Genomic DNA, 15,117 nt, shown 5'->3' with positions numbered 1-15,117 from the left:
ATTCAACTAAAATTGCGATCTACGAGTTCTTACAACTGAAATTTGATAGTCGCTATTTTAACACCTGCTTAATAGTCCTGTCACTAACCTAGATTGCATCAACACGGCGCCTGGGCATGAAGCCCCGCAGTTCGAACTCCCCTCACGAAGCACGAAGTCGCTGACCCCGTAGGCCGGCGCGGGACGACCACACATTTTTCGGCCGGGCCGGCATTTGTCTTAGTCCGGGAGTTGCGCCGCTTCGGCCCCGCAAACCCTGTCAAAGGAGGCACGAAGCCCCCGGCTTGAGCCAACAAACGAGAAGAGGGTTATAATGTTCGCTCTCGGAAAAATTGCAGACGCGAACCAGATCATCGCCGCGCTCTCGAAGTCGCAGGCCATCATCCAGTTCGACCTGACCGGCAAGATCCTGACTGCCAATGAGAATTTCTGCCAGGCCCTCGGTTACAACCTCAGCGAAATCGTCGGCCAACATCACCGCATGTTCTGCTCCGCCGACCATACCCAGACGCAGGAATACCGCGACTTCTGGGCCCGGCTCGGCCGCGGCGAATTCGACGCCAATGCCTACAAGCGTGTTGCCAAGGGCGGCCGCGAAATCTGGATCCAGGCGACCTACAACCCGGTCCTTCGCAACGGCAAGCCCTATAAGGTGGTCAAGTTCGCCAGCGACATCACTGCTGCCAAGGCAAGGGCCACCGAAGATGCCGGCAAGCTGGATGCGATCTCCCGCTCCCAGGCCGTGATCGAGTTCACGCCATCGGGCGAGATCCTGACCGCCAACGAAAACTTCTGCGCCGCGCTCGGCTACAGTCTCCAGGAAATCCAGGGCAAGCACCACAGCATGTTCTGCGAACCGAACTATGCCCGCACTGCCGAATATGCCGACTTCTGGAAGCGGCTGGCCGCCGGCGAGTTCTTCTCCAACGAGTTCGTGCGCTACGGCAAGGGCGGCAAGGAAATCTGGATCCAGGCGGCCTATAACCCGATCCGCGACTTCAGCGGCAAGGTCTACAAGGTCGTCAAGTTCGCGACCGATGTCAGCGAACGCATGAGCGCCATCAACAGCCTCGGCGCGGGCCTGCGGGCGCTCGCCGAAGGCGATCTGACGCGAAACCTCGACACGCCGTTCGTGCCAAGCATGGAAGCGGTGCGCACCGACTTCAACGATGCGACCGCCAAGTTGCGCGGGGCGATGCGGACCGTCGGCGACAATGCCAGCGCGATCGCCTCCGGCGCCCGCGAGATCCGAGCCGCCGCCGACGACCTGTCGAAACGCACCGAACAGCAGGCCGCTTCCGTGGAAGAGACCGCCGCGGCGCTCGACGAGATCACCACGACCGTCTCGGACTCCAGCCGCCGCGCCGAGGAGGCGGGAGGCCTCGTCGCCAAGACCAAGGCCGGTGCCGAACGCTCCGGCAATGTGGTCAAGAGCGCGATCGGCGCCATGGACCAGATCGAACAGTCTTCCCGCGAAATCTCCAACATCATCGGCGTGATCGACGACATCGCGTTCCAGACCAACCTCTTGGCGCTGAACGCCGGCGTCGAGGCGGCGCGGGCTGGTGAAGCCGGCAAGGGCTTTGCCGTCGTCGCCCAGGAGGTGCGCGAGCTGGCGCAGCGCTCGGCCAGTGCCGCCAAGGACATCAAGGCGCTGATCGGCACCTCGACCGAACACGTCAAGAACGGTGTGTCGCTGGTCGGCCAGACCGGGGCGGCGCTCGAAGAAATCCTCGTCCAGGTCCAGGAGATCAACGCCAACGTCTCGGCGATCGTGGAAGCGGCACGGGAGCAGTCCACAGGTCTCAAGGAGATCAACCAGGCGGTCAATTCGATGGACCAGGCGACCCAGCAGAACGCCGCCATGGTCGAGGAAAGCACGGCCGCAAGTCACGCCATGGCCCGCGAGGCCGAAGCCCTGCACGAATTGCTCTGCCAGTTCCGCTACGGCGAGCAGGGCCAGGTCGTCGACGCGAACCGCCACCTCGAAGATCGCGGGCAGCCGTCACGCCTGCATGCGACGGCCCGCGCCCTGCGCGGCAGGCAACGAACAAGCCTTGCTGCGGCATCAGCCGCAGACGGCTGGCAGAATTTCTGAGCGCACATCCCTGCACCCCGCGCTCGGGAATGGGGAAGGCGGCGACCGGTAGCCGCCTTCCCTTAGATCTTTTCAGGAGAGTGCCCGCTTGGGAAAACGCGCTGTCGATGAGCGCGCAGAAAGCTTTTGCGGGTGAGGAAGGCAGTCTAGGCCGCTTCGGGACGCTTGATCTTTGCGGCCGCCTCCAGCACCAGCGGCGTCAGGCCTTCGCCGCCCTCGTCGATATGCTCGAACAATTTTCGCCGCATGCGCGGCTCCCAGTACTTGTTGATATGGGTGGCAACGCCCTGCGCCGCCTCGCTCTCAGGCTGGCTCTTGAAGAAGGTGGCGATCTGGTTCGCCATGTAGATCAGCTTGGCGTTGGTGTTGTCATGCGACATCGGCGACGGCTCCGGACTTGATGCGTTCGGCATGGGTGAAAATTTCGAATTCGTCGCCGCGCACCAGCGCAACCAGCGTCATGCCTGCGGCCTCCGCCGTGCGGATGGCAAGCGCTGTCGGCGCAGAAATGGCGATGATCACGGGACTGCCGACAACCGCCGTCTTCTGCACCATCTCGACGGACACACGGCTGGTGACGACGACTGCGCCTTCGCTGCCCTTGAAGCCGGCGCGCGCGGCAGCACCCACCAGCTTGTCGAGCGCATTGTGCCGTCCGACGTCCTCGCGCACGGCGATCAGGCCGCGTCCCGGCACAAAGAAGGCGGCACCGTGCACGGCACGCGTCTCGAAATGCAGCGGCTGCTGGCCGTTGAGCAGCGCCACGGCCGAGACCACATCCTCCTGCGACAGTATCAACTTCGAACGGGAAACATCCGGAGTCGGCCGCACCGCCTGCTCGATCGATTCGATGCCGCACAGGCCACATCCGACCGGACCCGCCATGTGCCGGCGACGCCGGCGGAGCATATCGTTCTCTTCGTCGCGAAGCGCAATCTGCAGGTCGATGCCGAGATTGTTCGCCACCGTCTCGGCGACGACCTCGACCGCTTCGATCTGGCCGGGATCCGTGATGATGCCTTCGGTCAGGCTGAAGCCGACGGCGAAATCCTCGAGATCGCCGGGCGTCGCCATCATCACCGCATGGGTCGAGCCGCCATAGGAGAAGGCGACAGGCGTTTCCTCCGGCACGGCCCGCACACCGTCCCGAAGCGCGCCGTTGCGACGGGCGGCCTCGGGAACGGTTTTGGATGTCTTAAACGTCGCCATGATCGATCGCAGTGCGGGCCATCACTCCGCCGCCTCCAGCTTGCCGGCAATCCGGCGCGACTGGCGGGCCTGCTCGTCATAGTCCACCTGCCAGTCGGACGGACCGTTCGACGGCATCACCTGCACCGCCGTCACCTTGTATTCCGGGCAGTTGGTGGCCCAATCGGAGAAGTCGGTGGTGATGACGTTCGCCTGCGTCGACGGGTGGTGGAAGGTGGTGTAGACGACGCCGGGCGCCACGCGATCGGTGATCAGCGAGCGGAGCGTCGTTTCCCCGGCGCGGCTAGCAAGCCTGATCCAGTCGCCATCGCGGATGCCGCGCTGTTCGGCATCGTGCGGATGGATCTCCAGCCGGTCCTCCGCGTGCCAGGCGACATTGTCGGTGCGCCGCGTCTGGGCGCCGACATTGTACTGGCTGAGGATGCGGCCCGTGGTGAGCAGCAACGGGAAGCGCGGACCGGTGCGCTCGTCGGTCGCGACATATTCGGTGCGGATGAACTTGCCCTTGCCGCGCACGAACCCGTCGACATGCATGATCGGCGAACCTTCGGGATGCGCCTCGTTGCAGGGCCACTGCACCGAGCCCATCTTGTCGAGATAGTCATAGGAGACCAGCGCGAAACTCGGCGTCGTCGCGGCAATCTCGTCCATGATCTCGGACGGGTGGCGATAGTTCCAGTCAAGCCCCATGGCCTGAGCGAGCTTCTGCGTGACCTCCCAGTCGGCATAGCCGTTCTTCGGCGTCATCACCTTGCGCACCCGGTTGATGCGGCGCTCGGCATTGGTGAAGGTGCCGTCCTTTTCCAGGAAGGTCGAGCCCGGCAGGAAGACATGGGCATAGTTCGCGGTTTCGTTGAGGAAGAGGTCGTGCACGACGACGCATTCCATCGCGGCGAGACCGGCGGCCACATGCTTGGTGTCCGGATCCGACTGCAGGATGTCCTCGCCCTGGATGTAGAGGGCCTTGAAGGTGCCGTCGACGGCGGCATCGAGCATGTTGGGGATGCGCAGGCCAGGCTCGCTTGAAATCTCGACGCCCCAGAGCTTCTCGAAGGTCTCGCGGGTCGCGTCATCAGAGATATGGCGGTAGCCCGGCAGCTCGTGCGGGAACGAACCCATGTCGCAGGAGCCCTGAACGTTGTTCTGGCCGCGCAGCGGGTTCACGCCGACACCCGGCCGGCCGATATTGCCGGTGACCATGGCGAGGTTGGCGATCGCCATGACCGTCGTCGATCCCTGGCTGTGCTCGGTGACGCCGAGACCATAGTAGATCGCGCCGTTGCCGCCGGTGGCATAGAGCCGCGCGGCACCGCGCACGAGCTCGGCCGGCACGCCGGTATAGGCTTCGGTCGCCTCCGGGCTGTGATGCGGTTCGGCGACGAAGGCGGCCCAGTCCTCGTACTCCGACCAGTCGCAGCGCTCGCGGATGAATTTCTCGTCGGCAAGCCCCTCGGTGACGATCACATGCGCGATCGCCGTCAGGATCGCGACATTGGTGCCGGGCTTCAGCGGCAGGTGATAGGCGGCCTCCACATGTGGCGAGCGCACGATGTCGGTGCGGCGCGGATCGATGACGATCAGCTTGGCGCCTTCGCGCAAGCGTTTCTTCAGCCGCGAACCGAAGACCGGGTGACCGTCGGTCGGGTTGGCGCCGATGATGACGGCGACGTCGGTGAACTCGACACTGTCGAAGTTCTGCGTGCCGGCAGAGGTGCCGAAGGCCTGGCCGAGACCGTAGCCGGTCGGCGAATGGCAGACGCGGGCGCAGGTATCGACATTGTTGTTGCCGAAGCCGGCGCGTACCAGCTTCTGTACCAGATAGGTCTCTTCATTGGTGCAACGCGACGAGGTGATGCCGCCGACGGAATCACGGCCGTACTGATACTGGATCCGGCGGAATTCGGAGGCCACATGCGCATAGGCCTCCTCCCAGGTGACCTCACGCCAGGGATCGGTGATCTTCTCGCGGATCATCGGATTGAGGATGCGGTCCTTGTGGTTGGAATAACCATAGGCGAAGCGGCCCTTGACGCAGGAATGGCCGCGGTTCGCCTGGCCGTCCTTCCACGGCACCATGCGCACCAGTTCCTCGCCGCGCATTTCCGCCTTGAACGAGCAGCCGACGCCGCAATAGGCGCAGGTGGTGACGACCGAATGTTCCGGTTGGCCGATCTCGATGACCGATTTTTCCGTGAGCGTCGCCGTCGGGCAGGCCTGCACGCAGGCGCCGCAGGACACGCATTCCGACGACATGAAGTCTTCCGCCATGCCGGCCGATACGCGGCTGTCGAATCCGCGGCCGCCGATCGTCAACGCAAAGGTGCCCTGCACTTCCTCGCAGGCGCGCACGCAACGCGAGCAGACGATGCATTTCGCCGGGTCATAGGTGAAATAGGGATTGGACTCGTCCTTCGGCATCCACTTGGCGTTGATTTCGCCATTGTTGCGCGCAGTGACGTGGTTCTCGCCATCGTAGCCATAGCGCACGTCGCGCAGACCGACGGCGCCGGCCATGTCCTGCAGTTCGCAATCGCCATTGGCCGCACAGGTCAGACAGTCGAGCGGGTGGTCGGAGATATAGAGTTCCATCACCCCGCGGCGAACGTCCTTCAGCCGTGGTGTCTGGGTGGAGACTTCGATGCCGGCCGCCACCGGCGTCGTGCACGAGGCCGGCATGCCGGCGCGTCCCTTGATCTCGACGAGACAGAGCCGGCAGGAGCCGAAGGCATCCATCATGTCGGAGGCGCAGAGCTTTGGCACCTCGATGCCCGCGTCCATCGCCGCGCGCATGATCGAGGTACCCTCAGGCACGGTGACCTCGCGCCCGTCGATCGTCAGCGTCACCAGCTTTTCGGACTTGGAAGCGGGAGTGCCGTAGTCGATTTCATGAATGAGAGACATGGTCTTCCTCCTCACTCCGCCGCTTCAACGCGCGGTGCCGGCTGAAAATCATCCGGAAAATGGGTCATGGCGCTCATGACGGGATAGGGCGTAAAGCCGCCAAGCGCGCAGAGCGAACCGAACTTCATGGTGTTGCAGAGATCGGCGAGCAGTTCGCGGTTCTTCTCCGGCTCGATGCCGGCCGCGATCTTGTCGGCGACCTCGACGCCGCGGGTCGAACCGATGCGGCAGGGCGTGCACTTGCCGCAGCTTTCGACGGCGCAGAATTCCATCGCGAAGCGTGCCTGGTGCAGCATGTCGACCGTATCGTCGAAAACAACGATGCCGGCATGGCCGATGAGACCGTCGCGCGCGGCAAAGGCCTCGTAGTCGAACGGCGTATCGAACAGCGCCCGCGGGAAGTAGGCGCCGAGCGGACCGCCGACCTGTACCGCCTTCACCGGCCGGCCGCTCGCCGTGCCGCCGCCGATCTGGTCGACGATGTCGCCGAGCGCCAGGCCGAAAGCGGTTTCGAACAGGCCGGCATGTTTGACATTGCCGGCGATCTGGATCGGGATGGTGCCGCGCGACCGGCCCATGCCGAAGTCGCGGTAGAAGGCTGCGCCCTTGTCCATGATGATGGGCACCGAGGCGAGCGAGATCACGTTGTTGATCACCGTCGGACAGTCGAAGAGGCCCTTGTGGGCCGGAAGCGGCGGCTTGGCGCGCACGATGCCGCGCTTGCCTTCGAGGCTGTTCAGCAGCGCCGTTTCCTCGCCGCAGACATAGGCGCCGGCGCCGGTGCGCACCTCCATGTCGAAGGCACGGCCCGACCCGAGCACCGAGGGCCCGAGCACGCCCGCCCTGCGCGCGATCTCGATCGCCTCTGCCATCACCGCGATCGCATGCGGATATTCGGAGCGGGTATAGATGAAGCCCTTGGAGGCGCCGGTCGCGATGCCGGCGATCGCCATGCCCTCGATCAGCACGAAGGGATCGCCCTCCATGATCATCCGGTCGGCAAAGGTGCCGCTGTCGCCCTCGTCGGCATTGCAGACGATGTATTTGCGCTCACCCGCAGCATCGAGCACCGTCTTCCACTTGATGCCGGTCGGGAAGCCGGCGCCGCCGCGGCCGCGAAGGCCGCTCTCGGTCACCTGCGTGACGATATCCTGCGGTGTCAGCGCGATGGCATTGCGCAGGCCGGCGAGCCCGCCATGAGCCTGGTAGTCGTCGAGCGACAGGGGATCGATGACACCGCAGCGGGCAAAGGTCAGCCGCGTCTGCTGCTTGAGGAAGGGGATCTCCTCGGTCTTGCCGAGACAGAGCGCGTGATCGCCGCCCTCCAGCAGGCCGGCATCGAGGAGCGAGGCAACGTCGCGCGCCTTGACCGGACCATAGGCGATACGGCCCTCGGCCGTCTCCACTTCGACCAGCGGTTCCAGCCAGTGCATGCCGCGCGAACCATTGCGCACGATCACTGCATCGAGACCGCGCGAAGCGATCGCCTCGCTCATCGCCGTCACGACCTTCTCGGCGCCGAGCGCCACGGCGGCCGCATCCCGCGGGATATAGATCTTCACCGTCATCGACGCGCCTCCTGAACGAGCACTTCCAGTTCGGCGGCATCGACCCGGGCATGCACCTCTCCGTCGAGCATGGCGGAGGGTGCGCAGGAACAGAGCCCGAGACAGTAGACCGGTTCCAGCGTCACCGCGCCATCCGGCGTCGTCTGGTGAAAGTCGATGCCGAGCAGCCGCTTGGCCCGCTCGGCAAGCTGGTCTCCACCCATCGACTGGCAGGCCTCGGCACGACAGAGCTTCAGCACGTGGCGCCCGGCCGGATGCTCGCGGAAGTCATGGTAGAAGGTCATCACCCCATAGACTTCGGCGCGTGACAGGTTGAGCTCGCGCGCTATCAGCGGCAAACATTCCTGCGGCACATAGCCGAACTCTTCCTGGATCCCGTGCAGGATCGGAAGCAGCGGCCCCTCGAGCCCCTTCAGCTCCTCGACGATGGCGAGCGTGGTTTCCGCGATATCGGCGCGCGGCTGATGGATATTCAACGGGAGCCCTCCCGGCTCGTGGGCTAGGATGGCGGCACCCGAAACGAGCAACCGGCCCAGCCGACATTTCACTTGTCTCACAGAGGCCGTTCCCCGGCGGTCTCCGGCCATGATCGAAAAAGCTTCGCGCTTATGTCCCAATGGGTCAATAAGGCTGTTCCGTCGATCGATAGAAAAAATCTATTGAGCCTGGTTTCGCTCGCCGAGAATGCGCGCCTCATGCAGCAGGGCCGAGACGAGTGGCGTAAACGGCTCGCGATGCGTCGCAACCAAGCCAACCGTGTGGCGGGCATCCGGATCGACGATCGGAATCATCCGGATGTCCTCGTGAAAACCGAATGATTTCGCGACGTTGAACGGCATGATGCTGGCCCAGCGACCGGTGCGCACATGCGAAAAAAGGACGATCATCGAGTTTGATTCGAGCGTCGGACTGGCAACGGCGCCGGCTTCCGAAAAATGCTGGTTGATGATGCGGCGGTTCTGCATGTCGGCCGTCAATAGACAAAGCCGAACGTCGCTAACCTCTTTCCAGGTCACGCTTTCCCGCTCCGAAAGCGGCGTCCCGGCGGCGGTGACGAGGTGGTAGCGCTCGACCTGCAAGGGAACGCTGGTCACCCGGCCGAGCGGTTCGTTCTCCAGATAGGTCAATCCGGCGTCGATCTCGAGATTTTCGAGTTGCGCCAGGATTTGCACCGATGTCGTCGACTGCACGGAGAAGGTGACGTCGGGGTGCTTTTCCTGGAACGGCGCCGTGATCATCGGCACCATGGCAAGCGTCGTCGGCACCGCCGCCAGGCGGATATGGCCGGAAAGGCCCTTGCGCGCCGCCCGCATCTCCTCCCGCATCGTCCGGGCATCTCCGACGATGCGGCGCGCCCATTCCAGCACCCGCTGTCCCTCGGGCGTCAGTCCCTGGAAACGTGACCCGCGACTGACGAGCATGACGCCGAGCTGATCCTCGAGCTGACGAATGGCGGCGGACAATGTCGGCTGCGTCACCCCACACTCCTCCGCCGCGCGGCCGAAGTGCCGTTCGCGCGCGAGAACGAGGAACATTTCCAGCTTATCGATCATGTCTACCCTTTGGGGACTGCCCTGCCCCTCACCCTAACGGGGTGGTTCGCCCCTCACCCCAGCTCTCTCCCCACGTGCGGGGAGAAGGTCCCGGCAGGGGGATGAGCGGCGAATGCTACCGCAAACACATACTCAAGCGATCAGTTGCCCGCCATTCACCTCCAGCACCTGGCCAGTGATGTAACCCGACAGCACATGCGAGGCGAGGAAGAGGTAGGCCGGCGCGCAATCCTCCGCCGTTCCCAGCCGGCCGAGCGGAATGGTCTTGCGGGTCGCCTCCAGCTTTTCCGGCGACGAATAGCGCTGATGAAAGTCGGTGGTGATCGTGCCGGGCGAAACGCAGTTGACCCGGATGCCCTCGGGCGCGAGTTCGCGCGCCAGCGCCTTGGAATAGGTGGCGACGAAGGCCTTGGTGGCCGAATAGATCGAAGAGCCGGCACTGCCGCCTGTGACCGCCGAGATCGACACGGTGTTGACGATCGCCGGATGCGTGCCCTTGCGCAGCAACGGCAGCATCGCCCGCGTCATCTCGACGACCGCGGTCTGGTTGAGCTGCACGACGGTCCGATATTGTTCGTCGGTGAGTTCCGCCGCGGGAAAGCGACCAACCATCGTGCCGGCATTGTTGATGAGGATATCGACGCTTTCGAACCGGCTGCGCACCGCCTCGGCCAAGCTCTCGACGCCATCCGGCGCCAGAAAATCCGCCGTCACCACATGCGCCCGCCCCTCGGTCGCCGCCGATTCGAGAAAGTCGGGCAGCTCGCCGATCGACCGGCCGGCATGGACGAGTACGCGCGCGCCGCAGTCCAGGAATTGCCGCGCGACCTCCAGCCCGATGCCGCGCCCGGCGCCGGTGACGACGACGGTCATGCCCTTGAACAAGGCCGGATGAAACATGTCTTTCCCCTCTTCGCTCCTCGGGGCAGCGTCGCCCATCGCCGAAACGAATGCAACGCGCTCCCGCATTTTAAACCATGGCGAAACCGGTTTCACGATAAACGCCAATTTATGAAATTGCGCGACTTTCGTTTTTGCATATTATGAAACAAAACGAAAATGGGGAGGATGGAATGTATCTGACGGGTCGGCAGGCGGAGATCCTGGAACTGGCAAAGAGCGAGGGTCGCGTGCTCGTGGAGGAGCTGGCCCAGCGCTTTTCCGTCACGCCGCAAACCATCCGAAAGGACCTGAACGACCTTTGCGACGCCAAGGTTTTGAACCGTATCCACGGCGGCGCGATCTTCCCGAGCGGCAAGGAAAACGTCAAATACGATGCCCGCCGCCAGATCGCAGCACCGGAGAAACAGGCAATCGGCAAGGCCGCCGCCGAACTCATTCCCGACAATGCCTCGCTGTTCATCAATATCGGTACGACGACCGAGGCCGTGGGCGAGGCCCTTCTCGACCACAAGGAACTGATGGTCATCACCAACAATATAAATGTCGCCAATCGCTTACGCGTCTTCCCCTCGATCGAGGTGGTGATCACCGGCGGCGTCGTGCGTGGTTCCGACGGCGGTATCGTCGGCGAGGCCGCCGTCGACTTCATCAAACAGTTCAAGGTCGATTTCGCCGTCATCGGCGCCTCGGCAATCGACCATGACGGCGCGCTTCTCGATTTCGATTTCCGCGAAGTGAAGGTCGCACAGGCAATCATCGCCAATGCGCGCCATGTCATCCTCGTTTCCGATTCGACCAAGTTCGAAAGAACCGCGCCGGTGCGCATCGGTCACATCTCGCAGGTGCAGACCTTCATCACCGATCGCTGCACGCTCGAAAATGTCAGGAAAATCTGCGCCGAACAGGACGTTCGGCTGATCGAAACCGACGCCTGAGACGAGCGGTTTAGGCACCGCTAAAGATTCGGGGAGCATTCGTTTGACATTCGATATGTTTTCGTTTTAACTGATTTCACTTTCGCTGACGCATCAATTTGTGCGTCGCGAAAAGTGGAGGGGAAACAGCAGTGTCAGAGCAGGCAATCTACGACGTCTTCGTTATCGGCGGCGGCATCAACGGATGCGGCATCGCGCGCGACGCGGCCGGTCGTGGATATTCGGTCGCCTTGGCCGAAATGAACGACTTCGCTTCCGGCACCTCCTCCGGTTCCACCAAGCTCATTCACGGCGGCCTGCGCTATCTCGAGCATTACGAGTTCCGCCTCGTGCGCGAGGCGCTGATGGAGCGGGAAGTGCTCTGGGCGATGGCGCCGCACGTCATCTGGCCGATGCGTTTCGTGCTACCCTATCATAAGGGCGGCCTGCGCCCGGCCTGGCTCATCCGCCTCGGCCTCTTCCTTTACGATCACATCGGCGGCCGCAAGCTGCTGCCGCCGACGGCGACGCTGGACATGAACCGCGATCCGGCCGGCAAGCCGCTGAAGCGCCTGTTCAACAAGGCGTTCGAATATTCCGACGGCTGGGTCAACGACGCCCGCCTCGTCGTGCTGAACGCCCGCGACGCCGCCGACCGCGGCGCCGTCATCATGGCCCGCACCCGTGTCGTCTCGGCAAGGCGTGATGGCGCGCTCTGGACGGTCGAGACCGAAAACCAGACCAGCGGCGAACGCAAGGTCCTGCGGGCCCGCATGCTCATCAATGCGGCCGGCCCCTGGGTCGACACGGTGCTTTCCGGCGCGCTCGGCAAGAACGACGTTCACAATGTCCGCCTCGTCCAGGGCAGCCACATCGTCGTGAAGAAGAAGTTCGACGACCCGCGCGCCTATTTCTTCCAGAACCCGGATGGCCGCATCATGTTCGCCATTCCCTATGAAGAAGACTTTACCCTCATCGGCACCACCGATCGCGACTACACCGGCAACCCCGCCGATGTCCGCATCAGCGACGCCGAAGTCGACTACCTCTGCAAGGCCGCAAGCGAGTATTTCCTGGAGCCGGTGACGAAGGACGACATCGTCTGGACCTACTCCGCCGTGCGCCCGCTCTATGACGACGGCGCCAGCAAGGCGCAGGAGGCAACCCGCGACTACGTGCTGCGGGTCGAGGGCGACAAGGGTGCGGCGCCGTTGCTCAACGTCTTCGGCGGCAAGCTCACGACCTACCGCCGCCTCGGCGAATCCGCGCTCGACAAGATCGGCGAGGCAATCGGCGTCAAGGGATCGAAATGGACGGCCGGATCGAGGCTGCCGGGCGGCGATTTTCCCGCCCAGGGCTATGCCGACGAAGTCGCAAGGCTGCAGAAGCAGTATCCCTTCCTTGCGCCGGCACACGCGCGGCGCTTGGTGCGCCTCTACGGCACACGCGCCGCCACGCTCCTCGGCCCTGCTTCGAGCGAGGCCGCACTCGGCCACCATTTCGGCGCGGATCTCTACGAGGCCGAAGTCAGGTGGCTGATGACCAAGGAATGGGCGCGGCACGCCGAGGACGTGCTGTGGCGCCGCACGAAACTGGGATTGAAGCTGACGCCCGGCGAGGCGGCAGCACTGGAGGAGTACATGCGGGGCGCGGCCAACGCAGCCGCCTGAAGACCGCATTCTAAAGCATTTCCGGACGCAAGGGTGCGCAGCGGTTTTGCGTCCGGAAATGCAGGAAAACGATGAGATGGAGCGTCCGCGCCGGCGTGGAAACGCTCTGGACTGCCGATGGCTGGGTGGAGAATTCGATGCTTGAAATGAAGAAGATATCCAAGGTCGTGGGCGGGGAGACGCATATCTACCCGACCGACCTGGTGCTGGAGAGGGGGTCGCTCAACGTGCTGCTCGGCCCGACCCTTTCCGGCAAGACGTCGCTGATGCGGCTGATGGCCGGTCTCGACAAGCCCGCCTCCGGCTCGCTGATCTTCGACGGCACCGACGTCACCGGCCTGCCGGTGCAGAAGCGCTCTGTCGCCATGGTCTACCAGCAGTTCATCAACTATCCGGCGATGACCGTCTATGAGAACATCGCCTCGCCGATGCGCATCAGCGGCGCCGATGCCGCCACCATCGACCGCGAAGTCCGCAAGGCAGCCGAGCTCCTGAAGCTCACACCCTATCTCGACCGCACGCCCTTGAACCTCTCGGGCGGCCAGCAGCAGCGCACGGCTCTTGCGCGCGCCATCGTCAAGAATGCCGATCTCGTGCTGCTCGACGAACCGCTCGCCAACCTCGACTACAAGCTGCGCGAGGAACTGCGCGAGGAACTGCCGAAGATCTTCGCCGCCTCAGGCGCGATCTTCGTCTATGCCACCACCGAGCCATCGGAAGCCTTGCTGCTTGGCGGCAACACCGCAGCTCTCAGCCAGGGTCGCGTCACCCAGTTCGGCAAGACGATCGACGTCTATCGTCGTCCGACCGACCTCATCACCGCCCGCACCTTCGCCGACCCGCCGCTGAACACGATCGAACTCGTCAAGACCGGTTCACTCTTTGCGCTCGACGGCAAGTCCGTACTGACGGTCCCGGCGCACCTGGCGGCGATTGCCGACGGTCCCTGCACCGTCGCCTTCCAGCCGCACCACATCTCCTTCGACCGGCCGAATGGCGGCGGCGACGCGCTCTCCGTGAAGACCGCGATCTCGGAGATCGCCGGATCGGAGAGCTTCATTCACGTCGGTTTCGCCAATGCGCGCTGGGTCATGCTGGCGCCGGGCATTCACGACATCGAACCGGACGCGACCCTCGAGGTCTTCGTCGACACCCGCCATCTCATGGCCTTCGGGCCCGATGGACGCGCCATCGGCGGCGCGGCCTAAGGGAGGCGTTGGGAGGAAAACATGGCACGCATCGACCTGGAACACATCCGCCACGCCTACGGCGCAAAACCGAAGTCGGAAAACGACTATGCGCTGAAGGAAGTGCATCACGAATGGAACGACGGCGGCGCCTATGCGCTGCTCGGCCCGTCCGGCTGCGGCAAGACCACGCTGCTCAACATCATCTCCGGCCTGATCAACCCGTCGGAAGGGCGCATCCTCTTCGACGGCAAGGACGTGACGCATCTCTCTACCCAGGAACGCAACATCGCCCAGGTGTTCCAGTTCCCGGTGATCTACGACACGATGACCGTCTACGACAATCTGGCCTTTCCGTTGCGGAACCGGCACGTGCCCGAAGCCGAGGTCGACCGCCGCGTCAAGGAGACGATCGAGATGATCGGTCTCGGCGGCTGGGCGAAGAAGACCGCTCGCGGCCTTACCGCCGACCAGAAGCAGAAGATCTCGCTCGGCCGCGGTCTCGTGCGCAACGACGTCAGCGCCATCCTGTTCGACGAACCGCTGACAGTCATCGATCCGGAAATGAAGTGGGTGCTGCGTTCGCAGATCAAGCGGCTGCACAAGCAGTTCGGCTTCACCATGGTCTACGTCACCCACGACCAGACCGAGGCACTGACCTTCGCGGACAAGGTCGTCGTCATGTATGACGGCCAGATCGTCCAGATCGGCACGCCGGCCGAGCTCTTCGAGCGCCCCCGCCACACCTTCGTCGGCTACTTCATCGGTTCGCCGGGCATGAACGTGCTGCCGGTCAAGCTCGACGGCAACACCGCCACTGTCGGCGGCGAACACGTGGCCTTGAACTTCCTGCCCAAGGTCAAGGCCGGCGCCAAGACCGAGCTCGGCATCCGCCCGGAATTCGTTTCGATCGGCCGCGAGGGCATGCCGGTCGCGATCACCAAGGTCGAGGATATCGGCCGCCACAAGATCGTCCGCGCCCGTTTCGCCGACCAGCCGATCTCGATCATCGTCGACGAGGACGGCGAGATCCCCGCCGAGCCGCGCGTCCGCTTCGATCCGAAAGCCATCAACATCTACGCCGATTCCTGGCGCGTCGGCGAGGAGGCCTGAT

General features: G+C 63.8%; 12 protein-coding genes. 5 read left to right on the top strand and 7 right to left on the bottom strand.

The features are described from left to right. Nucleotides 1-313 precede the first annotated feature (313 nt). Nucleotides 314-2,098: a methyl-accepting chemotaxis protein gene (locus ACQ5BM_RS20390; protein WP_429815095.1), complete on the top strand. Its 1,785-nt coding sequence runs from the start codon at nucleotides 314-316 to the stop codon at nucleotides 2,096-2,098. 146 nt (nucleotides 2,099-2,244) lie between these two features. Here ACQ5BM_RS20390 and ACQ5BM_RS20385 read toward each other — a convergent pair whose 3' ends face one another. The 7 genes from ACQ5BM_RS20385 to ACQ5BM_RS20355 form a co-directional block, all read right to left on the bottom strand. Next, nucleotides 2,245-2,478 (bottom strand): formate dehydrogenase subunit delta, encoded by a 234-nt coding sequence (locus ACQ5BM_RS20385; RefSeq protein ID WP_427347776.1) that lies wholly within the window; start codon nucleotides 2,476-2,478, stop codon nucleotides 2,245-2,247. After that, a complete protein-coding gene (gene fdhD / locus ACQ5BM_RS20380) occupies nucleotides 2,468-3,307 on the bottom strand; it encodes a formate dehydrogenase accessory sulfurtransferase FdhD (RefSeq protein WP_429815091.1) in 840 nt (279 codons plus the stop codon). The genes ACQ5BM_RS20385 and fdhD overlap by 11 nt, the downstream gene beginning before the upstream one ends. 21 nt (nucleotides 3,308-3,328) lie before the next feature. Beyond that, nucleotides 3,329-6,208 (bottom strand): formate dehydrogenase subunit alpha, encoded by a 2,880-nt coding sequence (fdhF, locus tag ACQ5BM_RS20375; RefSeq protein WP_429815089.1) that lies wholly within the window; start codon nucleotides 6,206-6,208, stop codon nucleotides 3,329-3,331. Nucleotides 6,209-6,219: 11 nt separating this feature from the next. Continuing rightward, nucleotides 6,220-7,776: a formate dehydrogenase beta subunit gene (locus ACQ5BM_RS20370; RefSeq protein ID WP_429815086.1), complete on the bottom strand. Its 1,557-nt coding sequence runs from the start codon at nucleotides 7,774-7,776 to the stop codon at nucleotides 6,220-6,222. Next, entirely contained in the window at nucleotides 7,773-8,252 is a 480-nt protein-coding gene (locus tag ACQ5BM_RS20365; RefSeq protein ID WP_173517707.1) for a formate dehydrogenase subunit gamma, read from the bottom strand. Before ACQ5BM_RS20365 ends, ACQ5BM_RS20370 begins: the two co-directional genes overlap by 4 nt. Before the next feature lie 180 nt (nucleotides 8,253-8,432). Next, a complete protein-coding gene (locus ACQ5BM_RS20360) occupies nucleotides 8,433-9,329 on the bottom strand; it encodes a LysR family transcriptional regulator (RefSeq protein ID WP_429815084.1) in 897 nt (298 codons plus the stop codon). A 132-nt stretch (nucleotides 9,330-9,461) separates the two neighbouring features. Beyond that, nucleotides 9,462-10,229: an SDR family NAD(P)-dependent oxidoreductase gene (locus ACQ5BM_RS20355; protein ID WP_429815081.1), complete on the bottom strand. Its 768-nt coding sequence runs from the start codon at nucleotides 10,227-10,229 to the stop codon at nucleotides 9,462-9,464. A gap of 173 nt (nucleotides 10,230-10,402) precedes the next feature. On the opposite strand from ACQ5BM_RS20355, the gene ACQ5BM_RS20350 reads away from it, so the two are divergent. The 4 genes from ACQ5BM_RS20350 to ACQ5BM_RS20335 all read left to right on the top strand — a co-directional run bounded on the left by ACQ5BM_RS20350 (nucleotide 10,403) and on the right by ACQ5BM_RS20335 (nucleotide 15,116). Further along, on the top strand, nucleotides 10,403-11,167 hold the full coding sequence (locus tag ACQ5BM_RS20350) for a DeoR/GlpR family DNA-binding transcription regulator (RefSeq protein ID WP_077967971.1): 765 nt from the start codon (nucleotides 10,403-10,405) through the stop codon (nucleotides 11,165-11,167). A gap of 131 nt (nucleotides 11,168-11,298) precedes the next feature. Beyond that, entirely contained in the window at nucleotides 11,299-12,816 is a 1,518-nt protein-coding gene (gene glpD, locus ACQ5BM_RS20345) for a glycerol-3-phosphate dehydrogenase (RefSeq protein ID WP_429815077.1), read from the top strand. Between the two features lie 137 nt (nucleotides 12,817-12,953). Beyond that, a complete protein-coding gene (locus ACQ5BM_RS20340) occupies nucleotides 12,954-14,024 on the top strand; it encodes an ABC transporter ATP-binding protein (protein WP_429815234.1) in 1,071 nt (356 codons plus the stop codon). A 21-nt stretch (nucleotides 14,025-14,045) separates the two neighbouring features. Further along, nucleotides 14,046-15,116 (top strand): ABC transporter ATP-binding protein, encoded by a 1,071-nt coding sequence (locus tag ACQ5BM_RS20335; protein WP_429815075.1) that lies wholly within the window; start codon nucleotides 14,046-14,048, stop codon nucleotides 15,114-15,116. Nucleotide 15,117: the final 1 nt, after the last annotated feature.

The sequence above is a fragment of the Ensifer sp. B1-9 genome (assembly GCF_050474445.1).
In the GTDB taxonomy this organism is placed as follows: domain Bacteria; phylum Pseudomonadota; class Alphaproteobacteria; order Rhizobiales; family Rhizobiaceae; genus Ensifer.
The sequence above is the reverse complement of the archived record's forward strand: the minus strand, read 5'-3'. Positions and strand labels throughout refer to the sequence as shown.